The following is a 14731-nucleotide window of genomic DNA, read 5'->3' as shown; positions in this document are numbered from 1 at the left end:
CGCGGGAGAACGGCGCGGGTGGGGCGAGTGGTGTCGCCCCACCCGCGCCGCGTCTCATTCGGCCGTCCGGCATCTGGACACCTGTGTTCGTGTTCCGGTCGACCGACCTAGGGTGGGTGTCGCAGCTGGTTCGCCCCGTCCGCCAGGCGGAATGCGTCGTAAGAGGGAACCCGGTGGGAATCCGGGACTGCCCCGCAGCGGTGAGTGGGAACGACCGCCGTCATACGCACTGGGCCCGTACGGGTCTGGGAAGCGACGGCCAGTAGGAGTCCGCCCGAACGGGCGACGCGCCCACGAGTCCGAAGACCTGCCCGTTGCCCGCGCGCGACCGATCGCGCACGGAAATCCGGTGACCTCGTGGGCGGGTCGGCGACACACATCAGGCGGGCGTCCGCGCGTACCCCCGTGTACGCGCCAGCGGCGGTCCGCCCGGTTCGTCATCCCTTCGCGCCCCGACCCGTCACCGGGTCCATGGAGACATGCTCGCGAAGGAGAGTTCCGTGACCCGCAAGCCCGCAGCCGCGGCAACACAGGCCACCGTGTACGGATACCCCCGCCAGGGACAGAACCGGGAACTGAAGAAGGCCGTAGAGGGGTACTGGAAGGGCCGCGTCAGCGCCGAAGCCCTCCAGGAGACCGCCCGGGACCTGCGCCGCGGCGCCTGGCAGCAGCTGGCGGACGCCGGCATCGACGAGGTTCCGACCGGCGACTTCTCGTACTACGACCACGTCCTCGACACCAGCGTGATGGTCGGCGCGATCCCGGCCCGCCACCGCGCCGCCGTCGAAGCCGACCCGCTCGACGGGTACTTCGCGATGGCCCGCGGCACCCAGGACGTGGCCCCGCTGGAGATGACCAAGTGGTTCGACACCAACTACCACTACCTGGTCCCCGAGCTCGGCCCCGACACCGTCTTCACCGCGGACCCCGCCCAGCAGGTCACCGAGCTGACGGAGGCCCTCGCCCTCGGCCACACCGCCCGGCCCGTGCTGGTCGGCCCGGTCACCTACCTGCTCCTGGCCAAGCCCGCCCCCGGAGTCCCCGCCGGCTTCGAGCCGATCACCCTGCTGGACCGGCTGCTGCCCGTCTACGCCCGGGTGCTGGCAGAGCTGCGGGCCGCGGGCGCCGAGTGGGTCCAACTCGACGAGCCGGCCCTGGTCCAGGACCGCACCCCGGCCGACCTGAACGCCGCCGCCCGCACCTACCGGGAGCTCGGCGCCCTGACCGAGCGCCCCAAGCTGCTCGTCGCCTCCTACTTCGACCGGCTCGGCGAAGCCCTGCCCGTCCTGGCCAAGGCGCCCGTCGAGGGCCTCGCGCTGGACTTCACCGACCGGGCGGCCGCCAACCTCGCCGACCTCGCGGCCGTGGGCGGGCTGCCGGGCAAGCGCCTGGTCGCCGGAGTCGTCAACGGCCGCAACATCTGGATCAACGACCACCAGAAGTCGCTGACCACCCTCGGCACCCTGCTGGGCCTCGCCGACCGGGTCGACGTCGCCGCCTCCTGCTCCCTGCTGCACGTCCCGCTGGACGCGGCCGTCGAGCGGGACATCGACCCCCAGATCCGGCGCTGGCTGGCCTTCGCCCGGCAGAAGACCGCCGAGATCACCACCCTGGCGCGCGGCCTGGCCCAGGGCACCGACGCGATCGCGGCCGAACTCGCCGCCAACCGGGCCGATCTGGCCTCCCGCGCCCACTCCGCGATCACCCACGACCCGGCGGTCCGCGCCCGCACCGCCGCCGTCACCGACGAGGACGGCCGCCGCGCCCAGCCCTACGCCGAGCGCGCCGCCGCCCAGCGCGCCCACCTGGGCCTGCCGCTGCTGCCCACGACGACCATCGGGTCCTTCCCGCAGACCGACGAACTGCGCGTGGCCCGCGCGGACCTGCGGGCCGGCCGCATCGACACCGCCGGGTACGAGGAGCGCATCAGGGACGAGATCCGAGAGGTCCTCTCCTTCCAGGAGAAGGCCGGGATCGACGTCCTCGTGCACGGCGAACCCGAACGCAACGACATGGTGCAGTACTTCGCCGAGCAGCTCACCGGCTACCTCGCGACCCAGCACGGCTGGGTCCAGTCCTACGGCACCCGCTACGTGCGCCCGCCGGTCCTGGCCGGGGACATCTCCCGCCCGGAGCCGATGACCGTGCGCTGGACGACGTACGCGCAGTCGCTGACGGCCCGGCCGGTCAAGGGCATGCTGACCGGCCCGGTCACCATGCTCGCCTGGTCCTTCGTACGCGACGACCAGCCCCTCGGCGAGACCGCCCGCCAGGTCGGACTCGCCCTGCGCGACGAGGTCGACGACCTCGAGGCGGCCGGGACATCGGTCATCCAGGTGGACGAGCCGGCGCTGCGCGAGACCCTGCCGCTGCGCGGCGACGGCCACGCCGACTACCTGGCGTGGGCCACCGAGTCCTTCCGGCTCACGACCTCCGGCGTGCGGCCGGACACCCAGATCCACACGCACATGTGCTACGCGGAGTTCGGCGACATCGTCCAGGCCATCGACGACCTCGACGCCGACGTCATCAGCCTGGAGGCGGCCCGTTCCCACATGCAGGTCGCGCGCGAGCTCGCCTCGCACGGGTACCCGCGCGAGGCCGGTCCCGGCGTCTGGGACATCCACTCCCCGCGCATCCCGTCCGTCGAGGAGGCGGCCGCCCTGCTGCGCAAGGGACTTGAGGCCATCCCGGCCGAGCGCCTGTGGGTCAACCCCGACTGCGGTCTGAAGACCCGCGGCTGGGCCGAGACCCGGGCCTCCCTGGAGAACCTGGTCGCCGCGGCCCGTGAGGTCCGTACGGAGGCCGTCGGCACGCTCTGATGCGCTTTCGGGCCGGAACGGCTGCCTTGTCATGTTCCGGCCCGATTGCGGTGCCACCGGGTGCGGCTCTCGCGCAGCGTCCGGTCCCGGCCGACCCGCACCGACCGCCGGCTAGTGCTGTGACCGCGTTGGTTCGCCGGGTTCGGGCCCCTTCTGCGGGTGGGGCCGGTTGGATGGAGGCTGACATCTGATCGAGCGTGTGGAGGCGTGGTGGCGGAACCGGTCAAGGTGCGGCGTCTGACGGATCAAGAGGGACAGAAGCTGCAGCAGATCGTGCGGCGGGGCAGCACCAGCACGGTGCGGTACCGGCGGGCGATGATGCTGCTGGCCTCGGCCGGCGGGAACCGCGTGCCGGTCATCGCCCAACTGGTGGCGGCCGACGAGGACACGGTGCGTGACCTGATCCACCGGTTCAACGAGATCGGGCTGGCCTGCCTGGACCCTCGGTGGGCGGGAGGCCGTCCCCGCCTGCTCAGCCCTGACGACGAGGACCTCGTCGTGGCGACGGCCACCACCCGCCCGACCAAGCTCGGCCGGCCCTGCACCCGCTGGTCGATCCGCAAACTCGCCGCCTACCTGCGCACGGTCCGCGTCCGGACGATCCGGATCAGGCGTGAAGCCCTGCGCTGCCTGCTCGCCCGCCGCGGCGTCACCTTCCAGCGCACCAAGACGTGGAAGGAATCCACCGACCCTGACCGGGACGCCAAACTCGACCGCATCGAGCACGTCCTTCAGCACTTACCGGACCGCGTGTTCGCGTTCGACGAGTTCGGGCCGCTGGGCATCCGCCCCACCGGCGGATCCTGCTGGGCGAAGCCGGGCCGTCCCGACCGGGTCCCGGCGACCTACCACCGCACCTACGGCGTCACCTACTTCCACGGCTGCTACTCCGTCGGCGACGACACCTTGTGGGGTGTCAACCACCGCCGCAAAGGCGCCGTGAACTCCCTGGCCGCGATCCGGTCGATCCGCGCGGCCCGGCCGGACGGCGCCCCGATCTACGTGATCATGGACAACCTCTCCGCCCACAAAGGCGCCAAGATCCGCACCTGGGCGAAGAAGAACAAGGTGGAACTGTGCTTCACCCCGACCAACGCCTCCTGGGCCAACCCGATCGAAGCCCACTTCGGGCCGCTGCGACAGTTCACTCTCGCCAACTCGAACCACCCCAACCACGCCGTCCAGACCCGTGAACTGCACCGGCACCTGCGCTGGCGCAATGCCAACGCCCGCCACCCCGACGTCCTGACCGCCCAACGCCGCGAGCGCGCCCGCATCCGCATCGAAGAGGGCATCCGCTGGGGCGGACGCCCCCTCAAAACCGCAGCCTGACCACGCCGCCGAACCTGCCTGGTCACAGCCCTAGATATGGATGAGAATCTGTCGCAGGGGATGTCCGAGCGCACCCGCGAGAGAGGCCAACTCCCCGTCGGTCAGCCAAGCCCGGTTGGGATACAAAACCTCGATCCTGAACCGCGCGAACCCCATCGGCCAGTCGTACACCAGCTCGTTAAGCGACGTCTCAACGTCGCAGCAGGGAACCGTCACCATGAGCGTCGAAAAGCCCTCGTCGTAGCACTGCGAGACAGCATCACCCCACCAGCCAGGTGCGAGCTCCGTGCCGCACTGCGGGCAGGAGATCCTCTCCAGGTTGGCGAAGCAGTGGACCACCTCGACGCTGTCGTGCCACTTGGCTTCCAGACCACGTCGGGCGTCGTCGTCAGAAAGCATCCCGGACAACACAACCGCAGCACGGTCCGCCGCATCCTTACTGGGCTGCCAGTACGGATCGGTCGGAATCACCGTCAGGTAGTTGTCACTCATCGCCCGCCCCCACGCCCGCCACCGTCCGCTCCTCGTCTCGTCGTCAGACCCGGCGAACCTATCCGGTCACAGCACTAGAAGGCGGTCCAGGTGAAGGCCACCTGGTCGCCGGCCTTCAGCTTGAACTGGCAGCCGCCGACCGGCGTGGGGGTGCCGTTGACGGAGATGCTCCAGTAGGCGGAGCCACCGCCGCTGACGTTCTTGATCGTGTCGACGGAGAAGTCGTCGAAGGAGGCGTACCAGGCGCCGTCCCAGGTGAAGTGCTTCTTCTTGGCGGCGTCGTCCAGGGCGGCGGTGGGCGTGGGCACGGCAGTGGAGTTGGCCGAACCGTTCGTGCCGTCGCACTTGTGCGTTCCACCGGTGGCCGTGGTCACGTCGTGGCCCTTGGTCTTGACCTTGCCCTGGAACAGCAGCCCGCTGGGCCCCTGGACGGTGACGTTGACCTTGACCGGGGCATTCGTGTGCGGCGCGGGCTTGGCGTGGGCGACGGCGGGAGCCGTGGCGAGCGCGAGCCCCAGGGCGGCCGTGGTGACGAGGGTGCGGCGGACGAGGTTCGGGCGCATGAGTTGCCTTCCTGGCGGGGCGCGGTCCCACATCGCGACCCCGGCCGCACGCACGACGGCCCGTCGGCGCTCCACCGGGGAACGGCACGGGTGATCGGCGAGTCGGCGACCCAAGGCTCCGCGCTGTAGACCATGACAGTGGGAAGCGGTACGCACCGCATGCCGGGCTCCCCGACTCGGAGCGCGGATGCGCCCCACACGGTTGCAGGTCAGCGCCGGATTCCCACCGGCTTCCCCCAGATCACACGGCGATTCAGTTGTCCGCCCGGCCTGGCCGGGCAGACGAATCGTACGGTCACACCGGTCCGGTGAACAGGGGCCTCCTCTCGGAGGCTTCGGACCGGCGCACGGGACTCGGCCCAGGGTGGTCACGCGCTCGTCACCGCCCCTGTCGAGGCCGCGGGCCGGCCACCCCCCGCGACGGTCGGTACACGGCACAGGGGCGGCGTACTCCCGTGCGCCCCCATGTGCCCCTTCGACGACGCCGACCACCCCGTTCAGGACGGCCCTGTCGGCGGTGTACTACCTCCACCGCAGGCCCCGCGGCTTCGACGGCGGCCAGCTCCGGCTGTACGACACGCTGCTCCACGAGGGCGGGGCCCAGCCGGCGGAGTCCTACCGCACCGTCGAACCCGAGCACGACACCATCGTGTTCTTCCCTGCCGGGGCCTTCCACGAGGTCGTCCCGTCCACCTGCCCCAGCGGGCGGTTCGCCGACCACCGGTTCACCCTCACGACGTGGATCAGCGGCACGCGGTCCGCGACGGAGGTGCCCGCCACCCGTCTCACCCTGCCCGCACCCCGCGCGACACCGTGAACCAACGGGCCGTCATCGCACCGCCCCAGCTCGCCCCGTACCGGGCGGTCAGGGCCGGGCGGTCAGGTATCCGCCCATGGAGGTGAAGTATTCGGTCGCGGGCAGCTCCCGGCCGTCCTCGGTCCGTACGCGGGTGATGGCCAGCCCGTGGTTGCGGCCGGTGCGGGCGTCGGCGCCGGCGACGATCACCACGCCGTCGCCCTCGCGGTAGAAGACGCGGCCGGGCGTGCCGCCGTACCGGCCCTGGGACACGCGTGCGGCCAGTACCTCGAGCCGCCTGCCCTTGTGGAAGGTGAAGGCGCTGGGGTACGGCTCGGACTGGGCGCGGACCAGACGGTCCAGGTCTTCGGCGGGCCAGGCCCAGTCGATGCGGCTGTCCTCGACGGACCGTTTGTGGAAGAAGCTCGCCCGGGACCGGTCCTGCCGGGTGAACTCCGTCCGTCCGGAGGCGATGAGGTCGAGCGCGCCGACGGTGACCGGGGCGATGAGGTCGACGGTCTTGTGGAAGAGGTCGGTGGCGGTGTCCCTCGGTCCTACCGGTACCGCCTCCTGCCGCACGATGTCGCCGGCGTCGAGTTCGTCGTTCATCATGTGCGCGGTGACGCCCACTTCGGTCTCGCCGTTGATCAGGGCCCAGATCAACGGGGAGAAGCCCGCGTACTTCGGCAGCAGCGCGTCGTGCACGTTGAGCGTGCCGTGGCGCGGGAGGCCGAAGACGCGCGGGGGCAGCCAGGTGCGCCAGTTGTTGGCCACGATGACGTCCGGGTCGGCCTCCTTGAGGCGCTCGAACAGCTCGTCGTCGTCAGGGCGGTTGCGGATCAGCACCGGGACGCCGTGCTCCTCGGCGAGGTCGGCGACGGAGTCGCTCCAGATCTTCTCGTAGGCGTGTTCGCTCTTGGGGTGGGTCACGACCAGTACCACGTCGTGCTCGGAGTCCAGGAGGGCTTGCAGGGTGCGGTGGCCCCAGGTCTGGTAACCGAACATGACGACCCGCATGGGGTTCCTCCTCGGAGCAGGGGGCTGGCCAAACTTGAGTAAAGCAAGGCTTGCCTAAGTCCGCAACGGTGCCTGCCGGTAGCCGAGTTGGCGATCTCCCCCGCCGCCGGCCGCCCGATTTGTCTATCGACAGGCTCATCGTGATGAGCTTAGCCTTGCCTAAGTTTTGGGTCGCGGCTCCGTCGGCGTGCCCGACTTCCGTGCTTCCCGATGCTCGACCGACGGCTGCCTGCTCACCCGGTACGGCGGCTGCCCCCGCACGATGGGAGTGACATGGCACAGGCTCGTCCTGGCGACGCCCCGTTGATTCACGACCTCATTGGCATCGGCTTCGGGCCGTCCAACGTGGCCATGGCCATCGCGGTCGGCGAGCACAACGCACGCGTCGGCAGAGGAGGAGCGATGACCGCTCGCTTCTTCGAGCAGCAGCCGGGCTTCGGGTGGCACCGAGGCATGCTCATCGACGACGCGACCATGCAGGTGTCCTTCCTCAAGGACCTGGTGACGCTCCGCAACCCGGCCAGCGAGTTCAGCTTCCTGTGCTACCTGAAGAGCAGGGGACGGCTGATCGACTTCATCAACCACAAGAACCTCTTCCCGCTGCGGGTCGAGTTCCACGACTACTTCGAATGGGCCGCGGACCAGGTCGACGACATGGTCTCCTACGGCCACGAGGTCGTGGGGGTCACGCCCGTCGTCCGCGACGGCGTGGTGGACCACCTGGACGTGACGGTCCGGTCGGGGGAGGGGCTCGCGCTCCACCGGGCCCGCAACCTCGTCATCGGCACCGGCCTGCGCCCCCTCATGCCGGACGGCGTGGAGCGTACCGACCGCGTCTGGCACAACTGCGACCTGCTGACGAAGGTCGACGCGTTGGCGGGTACCGCCCCGTCCCGGTTCATCGTCGTCGGCGCCGGGCAGAGCGCCGCCGAGAACGTCGCCTACCTGCACCGCCGCTTCCCCGGGGCCGAGGTCTGCGCCGTCTTCTCCCGGTACGGGTACAGCCCCGCCGACGACAGCAGCTTCGCCAACCGCATCTTCGACCCGGAGGCGGTGGGGGAGTACTTCGCCGCGCCCGAGAACGTCAAGCGCAGGCTGATGGACTACCACGGCAACACCAACTACTCCGTCGTGGACATCGACCTGATCGACGACCTGTACCGGCAGATGTACCAGGAGAAGGTCCTCGGCACCGAGCGGCTGCGCTTCCTCAACGTCTCCCGGCTGACCGCGGTCAAGGAGGCGCCGGCCAAGGTCCGGGCGACCGTGCAGTCCCTCGTCACCGGAGAGGAGACCCCCCTGGACGCGGACGTGGTGGTCTTCGCCACCGGCTACCGCCCCGCCGACCCGCTCGGCCTCCTCGGTGAGGTCGCCGACCGCTGCCTCGTCGACGACGAGGGCCGTGTCCGCGTCGAGCGCGACTACCGCATCGTGACCGACCCCGAACTGCGCTGCGGCATCTACGTGCAGGGCGGAACGGAGCACACGCACGGCATCACGTCGTCCCTGCTGTCCAACACCGCCATCAGGGTGGGCGAGATCCTGGACTCGCTCCTCGACCGGGGCCGCAAGTCCGATGCCGACGAGGTGCGGACGGTAGTCGACGGGACGGGCAGCACGGCCCGATAGCGGGGCGGTGGCGAGTGCCACCGACGAGGTTTCGCCGGTGGAGCGAAGGGATAACGTACAGCGACATGGGCACGATTGCAGTCGAGCGCCCCGTGCCCAAAGGCACAACAGGGCCACGTCGGCGACGAGTTGCGGGTTTCGCCGTGCTCGTGCTGATCCTTCTGGCGGCAGCGGTGGTGTCGTTGGCCGTCGGTGCGCGCGCACTGAGTCCCGCCGAGGTGTGGCACGGGTTGCTCGATGCGCCGGACTCCGACCGGCGGCTCACCGAGATCAGACTCATCGTGCAGACCGTACGGGTGCCCCGGACGGTGCTCGCGGTCGTGGCGGGCGCGGCCCTGGGGGTCGGCGGGGCGCTGATCCAGGGCTACACGCGCAACCCGATCGCCGACACGGGCCTGCTCGGGGTCAACTCGGGCGCCTCGTTCGCGGTGGTGACGGTGATCGCCCTGTTCGGCTTCGCCGACCCGTTCCAGTACGTCTGGTTCGCCTTCCTGGGGGCGGCGGTCGCCGGCGTCGTCGTGTTCGGGCTGGCGAGCATCGGCCGGGGGGCCGGCAACCCGTTGACGCTCGCCCTGGCCGGGCAAGGGGTCACGGTGTTCCTCGCGGCGATGACCACGGCGGTCGCCATGTCGGACCAGGCGTCGCTGAACGCGCTGCGCTTCTGGAACGCGGGCTCCGTGGCCGGTGTCGGATTCGACGTCATCTGGCCCGTGGTCGCGTTCATCGCCGTCGGGCTGGTGCTGGCACTGACCACGCTGCCCGCCCTCAACCTGCTGAACCTGGGCGACGACGTGGCGCGGGGCCTGGGGGTGAACATCACCGTGACCCGGACGGTCGGCATCACCGCCATCACCCTGCTGGCCGGGGCGGCGACGGCGGCCTGCGGCCCCATCGCGTTCCTCGGCCTCATGGTGGCCCACGTGGCCCGGTACCTGACCGGGCCGGACTACCGCTGGCTGGTGCCGTACGCGGGTCTGCTCGGGGCCGTCGTCCTGCTGGTCTGCGATATCGCGGGGCGCCTGCTGGTGCGGCCGGGCGAGTTGGACGCGGGTGTCGTCGTGGCCCTCCTCGGCGCGCCGTTCTTCGCGGTCCTGGTGTGGCGCGGAAAGTTCAAGAACGCGTGAACGGGGCCGATGTGAAGCCGGTGGTGGTGGCGCCGGGCGTGCGGTTCGGCCGTGTGTCGTTCGTCTGGCGGCCGTGGATCGTGTGCGTCACCCTGTTGCTGGTGGCGGCGACCTTCCTCGTGTTCTGCCTGTCCATCGGCGTCGGGGACTTCCCCATCGGTCTGCCCCAGGTGATCGCCACGATCCTCGGCCGGGGCGAGCAGGTCGACGAGTTCGTGATCATGGACCTGCGGATGCCGCGCGCCCTGGCCGGGTGCGTCGTGGGCATCGCGCTGGGGGTGTCAGGGGCGATCACCCAGTCCATCGCGCGCAATCCGCTGGCCAGCCCGGACATCCTGGGGATCACCGGGGGAGCGGGCGCGGTCGCGGTGTTCCTGGTGACGGTGTCGGGCGGGACCGCCGCGGCGGTCGTCGACTCCGTGGGCCTGTCCGGAGCGGCGCTCGCGGGCGGTCTCGGTACGGGTCTCCTGGTGTACTTCCTGGCGTGGCGGCGCGGGATCGACGGCTTCAGGCTCATCCTCATCGGCATCTCGGTGAGCGCCGTGATGGAGGCCGTCACGACCTGGCTGCTGGTACAGGCCGACATCAGGGACGTGGCCCGCGCTCAGGCATGGCTGATCGGCTCGCTGGACAACCGGTCGTGGGACGACATCCGGGTGGCGCTCTGGTGCACGCTCGCCCTGATGGCCGTCGTGGCGGGTACGGCGTTCCAGTTCAAGCCGATGCACCTCGGCGACGAAGTGGCCGCGGGCCTGGGCGTCCGGTACTCGGCGGTCCGGGCGGTCCTGCTCCTGTGCGCGGTCCTGCTGGCCGGCGTGGCGGTGAGCGCGGCGGGGCCCGTCCCGTTCGTCGCACTGGTGGCGCCGCAGGTGGCGATGCGTCTGGCGAGATGCCCGACCCCGCCGATGGTGGCGTCCGGCATGGTGGGAGCCCTGTTGCTGACCGGCGCCGACCTGGTCGCGCGCACGGCGCTGCCGATCACCCTCCCGGTCGGCGTGGTCACCGCCGCGATCGGCGGCCCCTTCCTCATCCATCTGCTGGTGCGGGCGAACCGCCGGTGACCGACATGCGATCAGGCACGCACAGAACAGGGGAACTCGTGGCCGCTCAGCACATCACCGGGGTCGGGTCCGGGAGCGATTCCGGGAGTGGTGACGCCTCACGACTGGCGGCCAGGGGCGTCACGGTCGGGTACGGCGGCAGGACCGTCATCGACGATCTCCACGTGGAGATCCCGCCGGGGGTCGTCACCACGATCATAGGTTCCAACGGCTGCGGGAAGTCGACCCTGTTGCGGACCCTGTCGCGGCTGCTCAAGCCGGCCAGGGGGACGGTCGTACTGGACGGCGAGGACATCGCCCGGCTCAGGACCAGGGACGTGGCGAAGAAGCTCGGCCTCCTGCCGCAGGCGCCGGTCGCACCGGACGGGCTCACGGTCGCCGACCTGGTGGCCAGGGGCCGCCACCCGCACCAGAGCTGGCTGCGGCAGTGGTCCTCGGACGACGCCTCGGTCGTGGAGCGGGCGCTGGCCATGACCGGGGTGTCCGACCTGGCCGACCGTCCGGTCGACGCGCTGTCCGGCGGACAGCGTCAGCGCGTCTGGATCTCGATGACGCTGGCGCAGGGCACCGACCTGCTGCTGCTGGACGAGCCGACGACCTACCTGGACCTGGCGCACGCGATCGACGTGCTCGACCTGGTGGACGACCTGCACGAGTCGGGATGCACCGTGGTCATGGTGCTGCACGACCTGAACCTGGCCACGCGCTACAGCGACAACCTCATCGTGATGAGGGCCGGGTCGATCCTGGCGCAGGGGCACCCGCGTGACGTGGTCACCGCGGAGTTGCTGCACGAGGCGTTCGGGCTGCGTGCCAAGGTGATCGACGACCCGGTGGGGGACCGGCCGCTGATCGTGCCGATCGGCCGCACCCACGTCCAGCTCGGCTAGCTTGGACAAAGATACGGTTCAAGTAAGGCTAGGCTAGCCTCACTTGGGCGCGGTAGGGTTTGCCTGCCCTCGGGCGGGGCTGCAATGGATGGCACGAAAGCAAGGGATTGCGGATGCTGCTCCATCGAACGACAGTTACGAACTCCTGGCGGCGGACGGCCGCGGTGCTGTCCGCCGCGGCCCTCGGGCTCGGCCTCCTCTCCGGATGCGGTTCCGACTCGGGCGACCGGGCCGACACGAAGAGCGACGACGCCCCGGCCGCCGCCGGTACCTTCCCGGCCACCGTGGAGCACGCGTTCGGATCGACGAAGATCGCCAAGGCTCCCCAGCGGGTCGTCGCCGTCGGCTACACCGACGACCAGGCCATCCTGGCGCTCGGCATCAAGCCGGTCGGCATGGTCGACCAGTACCCGAACCCGCCGGGAACGACCCCCGACGTCAACACCCAGTGGCCCTGGGTGAAGGAGAAGTGGGGCGGCACCCGGCCCGAGGTCGTCATGAACAACGGCGACGCCGGCCCCAACTACGAGAAGATCGCCGCCCTGCGGCCGGACCTGATCATCGCGGTCTACTCCGAAATCGACCAGGCCGCCTACGCGAAGCTCTCCAAGATCGCCCCGACCGTGGGCCGCACCAAGGCCGAGAAGGAGCCGTTCAGCGCCCCCTGGCAGGACAACGCCCTGCACATCGCCAAGGCGCTGGGCCAAGGGGACAAGGGCGCCGAGCTGGTGAAGGGCATCGGGGACAAGCTCGAAGCGGCCCGCAAGGCGCACCCCGAGTTCGCGAACCAGACGGCCGTCGCGCTGTCCTGGTACAAGGACTCGGCGGCACCGTTCACCACCACCGACGTGCGCGGCCGGCTGGTGACGGGCATCGGCTTCAAGGGCCAGACCGAGATCGACAAGATCGCGGACGGCAAGTTCTACACCGTGCTCTCCCCCGAGCGCATGGACCTGATCGACGTCGACCGCATCTTCGTCATCAACGACAAGGCGGACCAGGAGGCGCTGAAGAAGTTCGAGCTGTTCACCAACCTCTCCGCGGTCAAGAACGGGAAGGTGTCGTACCTCCTGGACGGCGAAGGGCCGGCGGTCGGAGCGGCCATGTCCCAGGGCACCCTGCTGTCCCTGCCGTACGCGATCGACGAGCTCGTCAAGTCGGCCGGCCAGGTGTGAGCACCACCGACACGCGCGTCGCCCCGTCGACCCTGCGCACGGCGACCGGACGCGAGGCCACCCGCTGGGTCGCGGCGCACTGCCGCGACGTGCCGTGGCTGACCGCATCCACCGTGCTCACCACGGTGGCCGGGGCGGCGCTCCAGGTACTCCCGCTGCTGCTGCTCGGCCGGGTCGTCGACGGGGTCGTCGAGGGCGAACCGCGCTCGATCCTGGTCACGACAGGGGTGCTCATGGTGGCCGCCGCGCTGCTCGGCGCGGCGGCCACCGCGCTGTCCACCTACCTGGTCGGGCGGCTCGGCGCGGATCTGCTCGCGCGGCTGCGGGAAGGCGCCGTCCGGGCGGTCCTCGGGATGCCGAGCGCACGGATCGAGCAGGTCGGCCGGGGAGACGTGCTCTCCAGGGTCGGTGACGACGTGGCCGTGCTCTCCAAGGGCATCCGCACGGCCGTCCCCACGGTGTTCTCGGCGGGCGTGCTGGTGGCCATCGCCACCGTCGGCATGTTCGGCCTGGACTGGCGCCTCGGACTGGCGGGCGCCGGCGCGCTGCCCGCGTACGCCCTGGCCCTGCGCTGGTACCTTCCCCGGTCGGCCCCGCTCTACCGCAAGCAGCGGGCGGTGCAGGCCGACCGTGCGCAGGCCTTGATCAGCGGACTGAACGGGATCGACACCGTCCGGGCGTACCGCCTGGAGGGAGCCGTCCGGGAGAAGGTCACCCGCGAGTCGTGGCGGGTGCGCGACCTCGGCATCGAGGTGTTCCGGCTCTTCGGCCGGTTCGTCGGCAGGGAGAACCGGGCCGAGTTCATCGGGCTGGCGCTGATCCTCGTGGTGGGGTACGCCCTGCTGGAGGCCGATGCCGCGAGCCTGGGCGACGTGTCGGCGGCCCCGCTGCTGTTCCACCGGCTGTTCACCCCGCTGGGCTCCATCATGTTCACCTTCGACGAGGCGCAGAAGTCGGGGGCGAGCCTGACCCGGCTGGTCGGGGTGCTGGGGGAGGACGCGGAGGACCGGCTGGTGGGAGCCCCCGCCGTCGCACCGGCGGCCGGCGCAGCGGCGGGCGGCATCCCGTACGCGGTGACGGTGCAGGGGCTGACGTTCAGCTACCCCGACACCGACGAGCCGGTCCTGCGGGACGTAGACCTGGCCATCCCGGCCGGCGGCTCGCTCGCGCTGGTGGGGGCGACGGGCGCGGGCAAGTCGACCCTGGCCGCGCTGATCGCGGGCATCGGCACCCCCGGGAGCGGGTCGGTGCGCGTCGGGCCGACCGACCTCGCCGGTCTGGACGAGGCCGGGGCGCGGGCCCTGGTGAGCATCCTGACGCAGGAGACGCACGTGTTCTCCGGTCGGCTCGCCGACGACCTCCGGCTGGCCGCGCCGGACGCGACCGACGCGGAGCTGATGGACGCCGTGCGCACCGTCGGCGCGCAGGGATGGGTCGACGCGCTGCCCGAGGGGCTGCACACCCCGGTCGGCGAGGGCGGTGAGCGCCTGGACGTCACCAAGGTCGCCCAGATCGCCCTGGCCCGGCTGGTGCTGGGCCGGTCGCCGGTGGTGGTGCTCGACGAGTCGACGGCGGAGGCGGGCAGTGAGGGCGCGGCCGAGCTGGAGCGGGCGGTGCTGGCCGCGTGCGCGGGCCGGACCACCTTGTTCGTGGCGCACCGGCTGACGCAGGCGATGGCGGCGGACCGGATCGCCGTGCTGGACGAGGGGCGCGTGGTGGAGCACGGCACGCACGAGGAGCTGGTGGCCCTGGGCGGCCGGTACGCGCGACTGTGGCGGGCTTGGCGGGAGGGCAGCTAGCCCGTCCTGATTCTGGTGGGTCAACTTTCAG

The 14731-nt window shown here is 71.0% G+C and carries 12 protein-coding genes and 2 riboswitches; of the genes, 9 read left to right on the top strand and 3 right to left on the bottom strand.

The genetic code is table 11. The features are described 5' to 3' along the window. Positions 1 to 113 precede the first annotated feature (113 nt). Positions 114 to 314, top strand: a riboswitch (cobalamin riboswitch). A gap of 186 nt (positions 315 to 500) precedes the next feature. Then, positions 501 to 2822, top strand: a complete 2322-nt coding sequence (metE, locus tag ACZ4TG_RS03615; RefSeq protein ID WP_468159663.1) for a 5-methyltetrahydropteroyltriglutamate--homocysteine S-methyltransferase — start codon at positions 501 to 503, stop codon at positions 2820 to 2822. A 210-nt stretch (positions 2823 to 3032) separates the two neighbouring features. Further along, complete coding sequence (locus ACZ4TG_RS03610) at positions 3033 to 4154, top strand: IS630 family transposase (protein WP_468159662.1); 1122 nt, start codon at positions 3033 to 3035, stop codon at positions 4152 to 4154. Positions 4155 to 4184: 30 nt separating this feature from the next. On the opposite strand, the gene ACZ4TG_RS03605 is transcribed toward ACZ4TG_RS03610, so the two are convergent. Together ACZ4TG_RS03605 and ACZ4TG_RS03600 are read right to left on the bottom strand one after the other, a co-directional pair. After that, on the bottom strand, positions 4185 to 4646 hold the full coding sequence (locus ACZ4TG_RS03605; RefSeq protein ID WP_468159661.1) for a hypothetical protein: 462 nt from the start codon (positions 4644 to 4646) through the stop codon (positions 4185 to 4187). A gap of 74 nt (positions 4647 to 4720) precedes the next feature. Further along, positions 4721 to 5209 carry a DUF4430 domain-containing protein gene (locus ACZ4TG_RS03600; protein ID WP_468159660.1) on the bottom strand — a complete coding sequence of 163 codons (489 nt, stop codon included), beginning with the start codon at positions 5207 to 5209 and terminating at the stop codon, positions 4721 to 4723. A gap of 144 nt (positions 5210 to 5353) precedes the next feature. After that, positions 5354 to 5470, bottom strand: a riboswitch (cobalamin riboswitch). 103 nt (positions 5471 to 5573) lie between these two features. Here ACZ4TG_RS03600 and ACZ4TG_RS03595 point away from each other — a divergent pair. After that, positions 5574 to 6026, top strand: a complete 453-nt coding sequence (locus ACZ4TG_RS03595) for a 2OG-Fe(II) oxygenase (RefSeq protein ID WP_468159659.1) — start codon at positions 5574 to 5576, stop codon at positions 6024 to 6026. A gap of 48 nt (positions 6027 to 6074) precedes the next feature. Here ACZ4TG_RS03595 and ACZ4TG_RS03590 read toward each other — a convergent pair whose 3' ends face one another. Beyond that, entirely contained in the window at positions 6075 to 7022 is a 948-nt protein-coding gene (locus tag ACZ4TG_RS03590) for a methionyl-tRNA formyltransferase (RefSeq protein ID WP_468159658.1), read from the bottom strand. Positions 7023 to 7295: 273 nt separating this feature from the next. Between ACZ4TG_RS03590 and ACZ4TG_RS03585 the strand changes: the two genes are divergently transcribed. From ACZ4TG_RS03585 to ACZ4TG_RS03560, 6 genes are all read left to right on the top strand, one after another. Continuing rightward, the gene (locus ACZ4TG_RS03585) at positions 7296 to 8651 is read left to right on the top strand and encodes a lysine N(6)-hydroxylase/L-ornithine N(5)-oxygenase family protein (protein ID WP_468159657.1); all 1356 of its coding nucleotides are present in this window, start codon (positions 7296 to 7298) and stop codon (positions 8649 to 8651) included. 65 nt (positions 8652 to 8716) lie between these two features. Next, positions 8717 to 9775 (top strand): FecCD family ABC transporter permease, encoded by a 1059-nt coding sequence (locus ACZ4TG_RS03580; RefSeq protein ID WP_468159656.1) that lies wholly within the window; start codon positions 8717 to 8719, stop codon positions 9773 to 9775. Continuing rightward, a complete protein-coding gene (locus ACZ4TG_RS03575; protein WP_468159655.1) occupies positions 9772 to 10836 on the top strand; it encodes a FecCD family ABC transporter permease in 1065 nt (354 codons plus the stop codon). Before ACZ4TG_RS03580 ends, ACZ4TG_RS03575 begins: the two co-directional genes overlap by 4 nt. A gap of 38 nt (positions 10837 to 10874) precedes the next feature. Beyond that, entirely contained in the window at positions 10875 to 11726 is an 852-nt protein-coding gene (locus ACZ4TG_RS03570; protein WP_468159654.1) for an ABC transporter ATP-binding protein, read from the top strand. Between the two features lie 113 nt (positions 11727 to 11839). Continuing rightward, positions 11840 to 12901 carry an iron-siderophore ABC transporter substrate-binding protein gene (locus ACZ4TG_RS03565; RefSeq protein ID WP_468159653.1) on the top strand — a complete coding sequence of 354 codons (1062 nt, stop codon included), beginning with the start codon at positions 11840 to 11842 and terminating at the stop codon, positions 12899 to 12901. Continuing rightward, on the top strand, positions 12898 to 14700 hold the full coding sequence (locus tag ACZ4TG_RS03560; RefSeq protein ID WP_468159652.1) for an ABC transporter ATP-binding protein: 1803 nt from the start codon (positions 12898 to 12900) through the stop codon (positions 14698 to 14700). Before ACZ4TG_RS03565 ends, ACZ4TG_RS03560 begins: the two co-directional genes overlap by 4 nt. Positions 14701 to 14731 lie beyond the last annotated feature (31 nt).

Source organism: Streptomyces sp. NPDC028314, from assembly GCF_055565795.1.
This window is presented reverse-complemented; position numbering and strand designations above follow the sequence as displayed.

Coding starts and splice junctions, on each gene's coding strand:
- ACZ4TG_RS03605 (WP_468159661.1), bottom strand. CDS start 4,646: ATGAGTGACAACTACCTGACGGTGATTCCGACCGATCCGTACTGGCAG.
- ACZ4TG_RS03600 (WP_468159660.1), bottom strand. CDS start 5,209: ATGCGCCCGAACCTCGTCCGCCGCACCCTCGTCACCACGGCCGCCCTG.
- ACZ4TG_RS03590 (WP_468159658.1), bottom strand. CDS start 7,022: ATGCGGGTCGTCATGTTCGGTTACCAGACCTGGGGCCACCGCACCCTG.
- ACZ4TG_RS03585 (WP_468159657.1), top strand. CDS start 7,296: ATGGCACAGGCTCGTCCTGGCGACGCCCCGTTGATTCACGACCTCATT.
- ACZ4TG_RS03580 (WP_468159656.1), top strand. CDS start 8,717: ATGGGCACGATTGCAGTCGAGCGCCCCGTGCCCAAAGGCACAACAGGG.
- ACZ4TG_RS03565 (WP_468159653.1), top strand. CDS start 11,840: ATGCTGCTCCATCGAACGACAGTTACGAACTCCTGGCGGCGGACGGCC.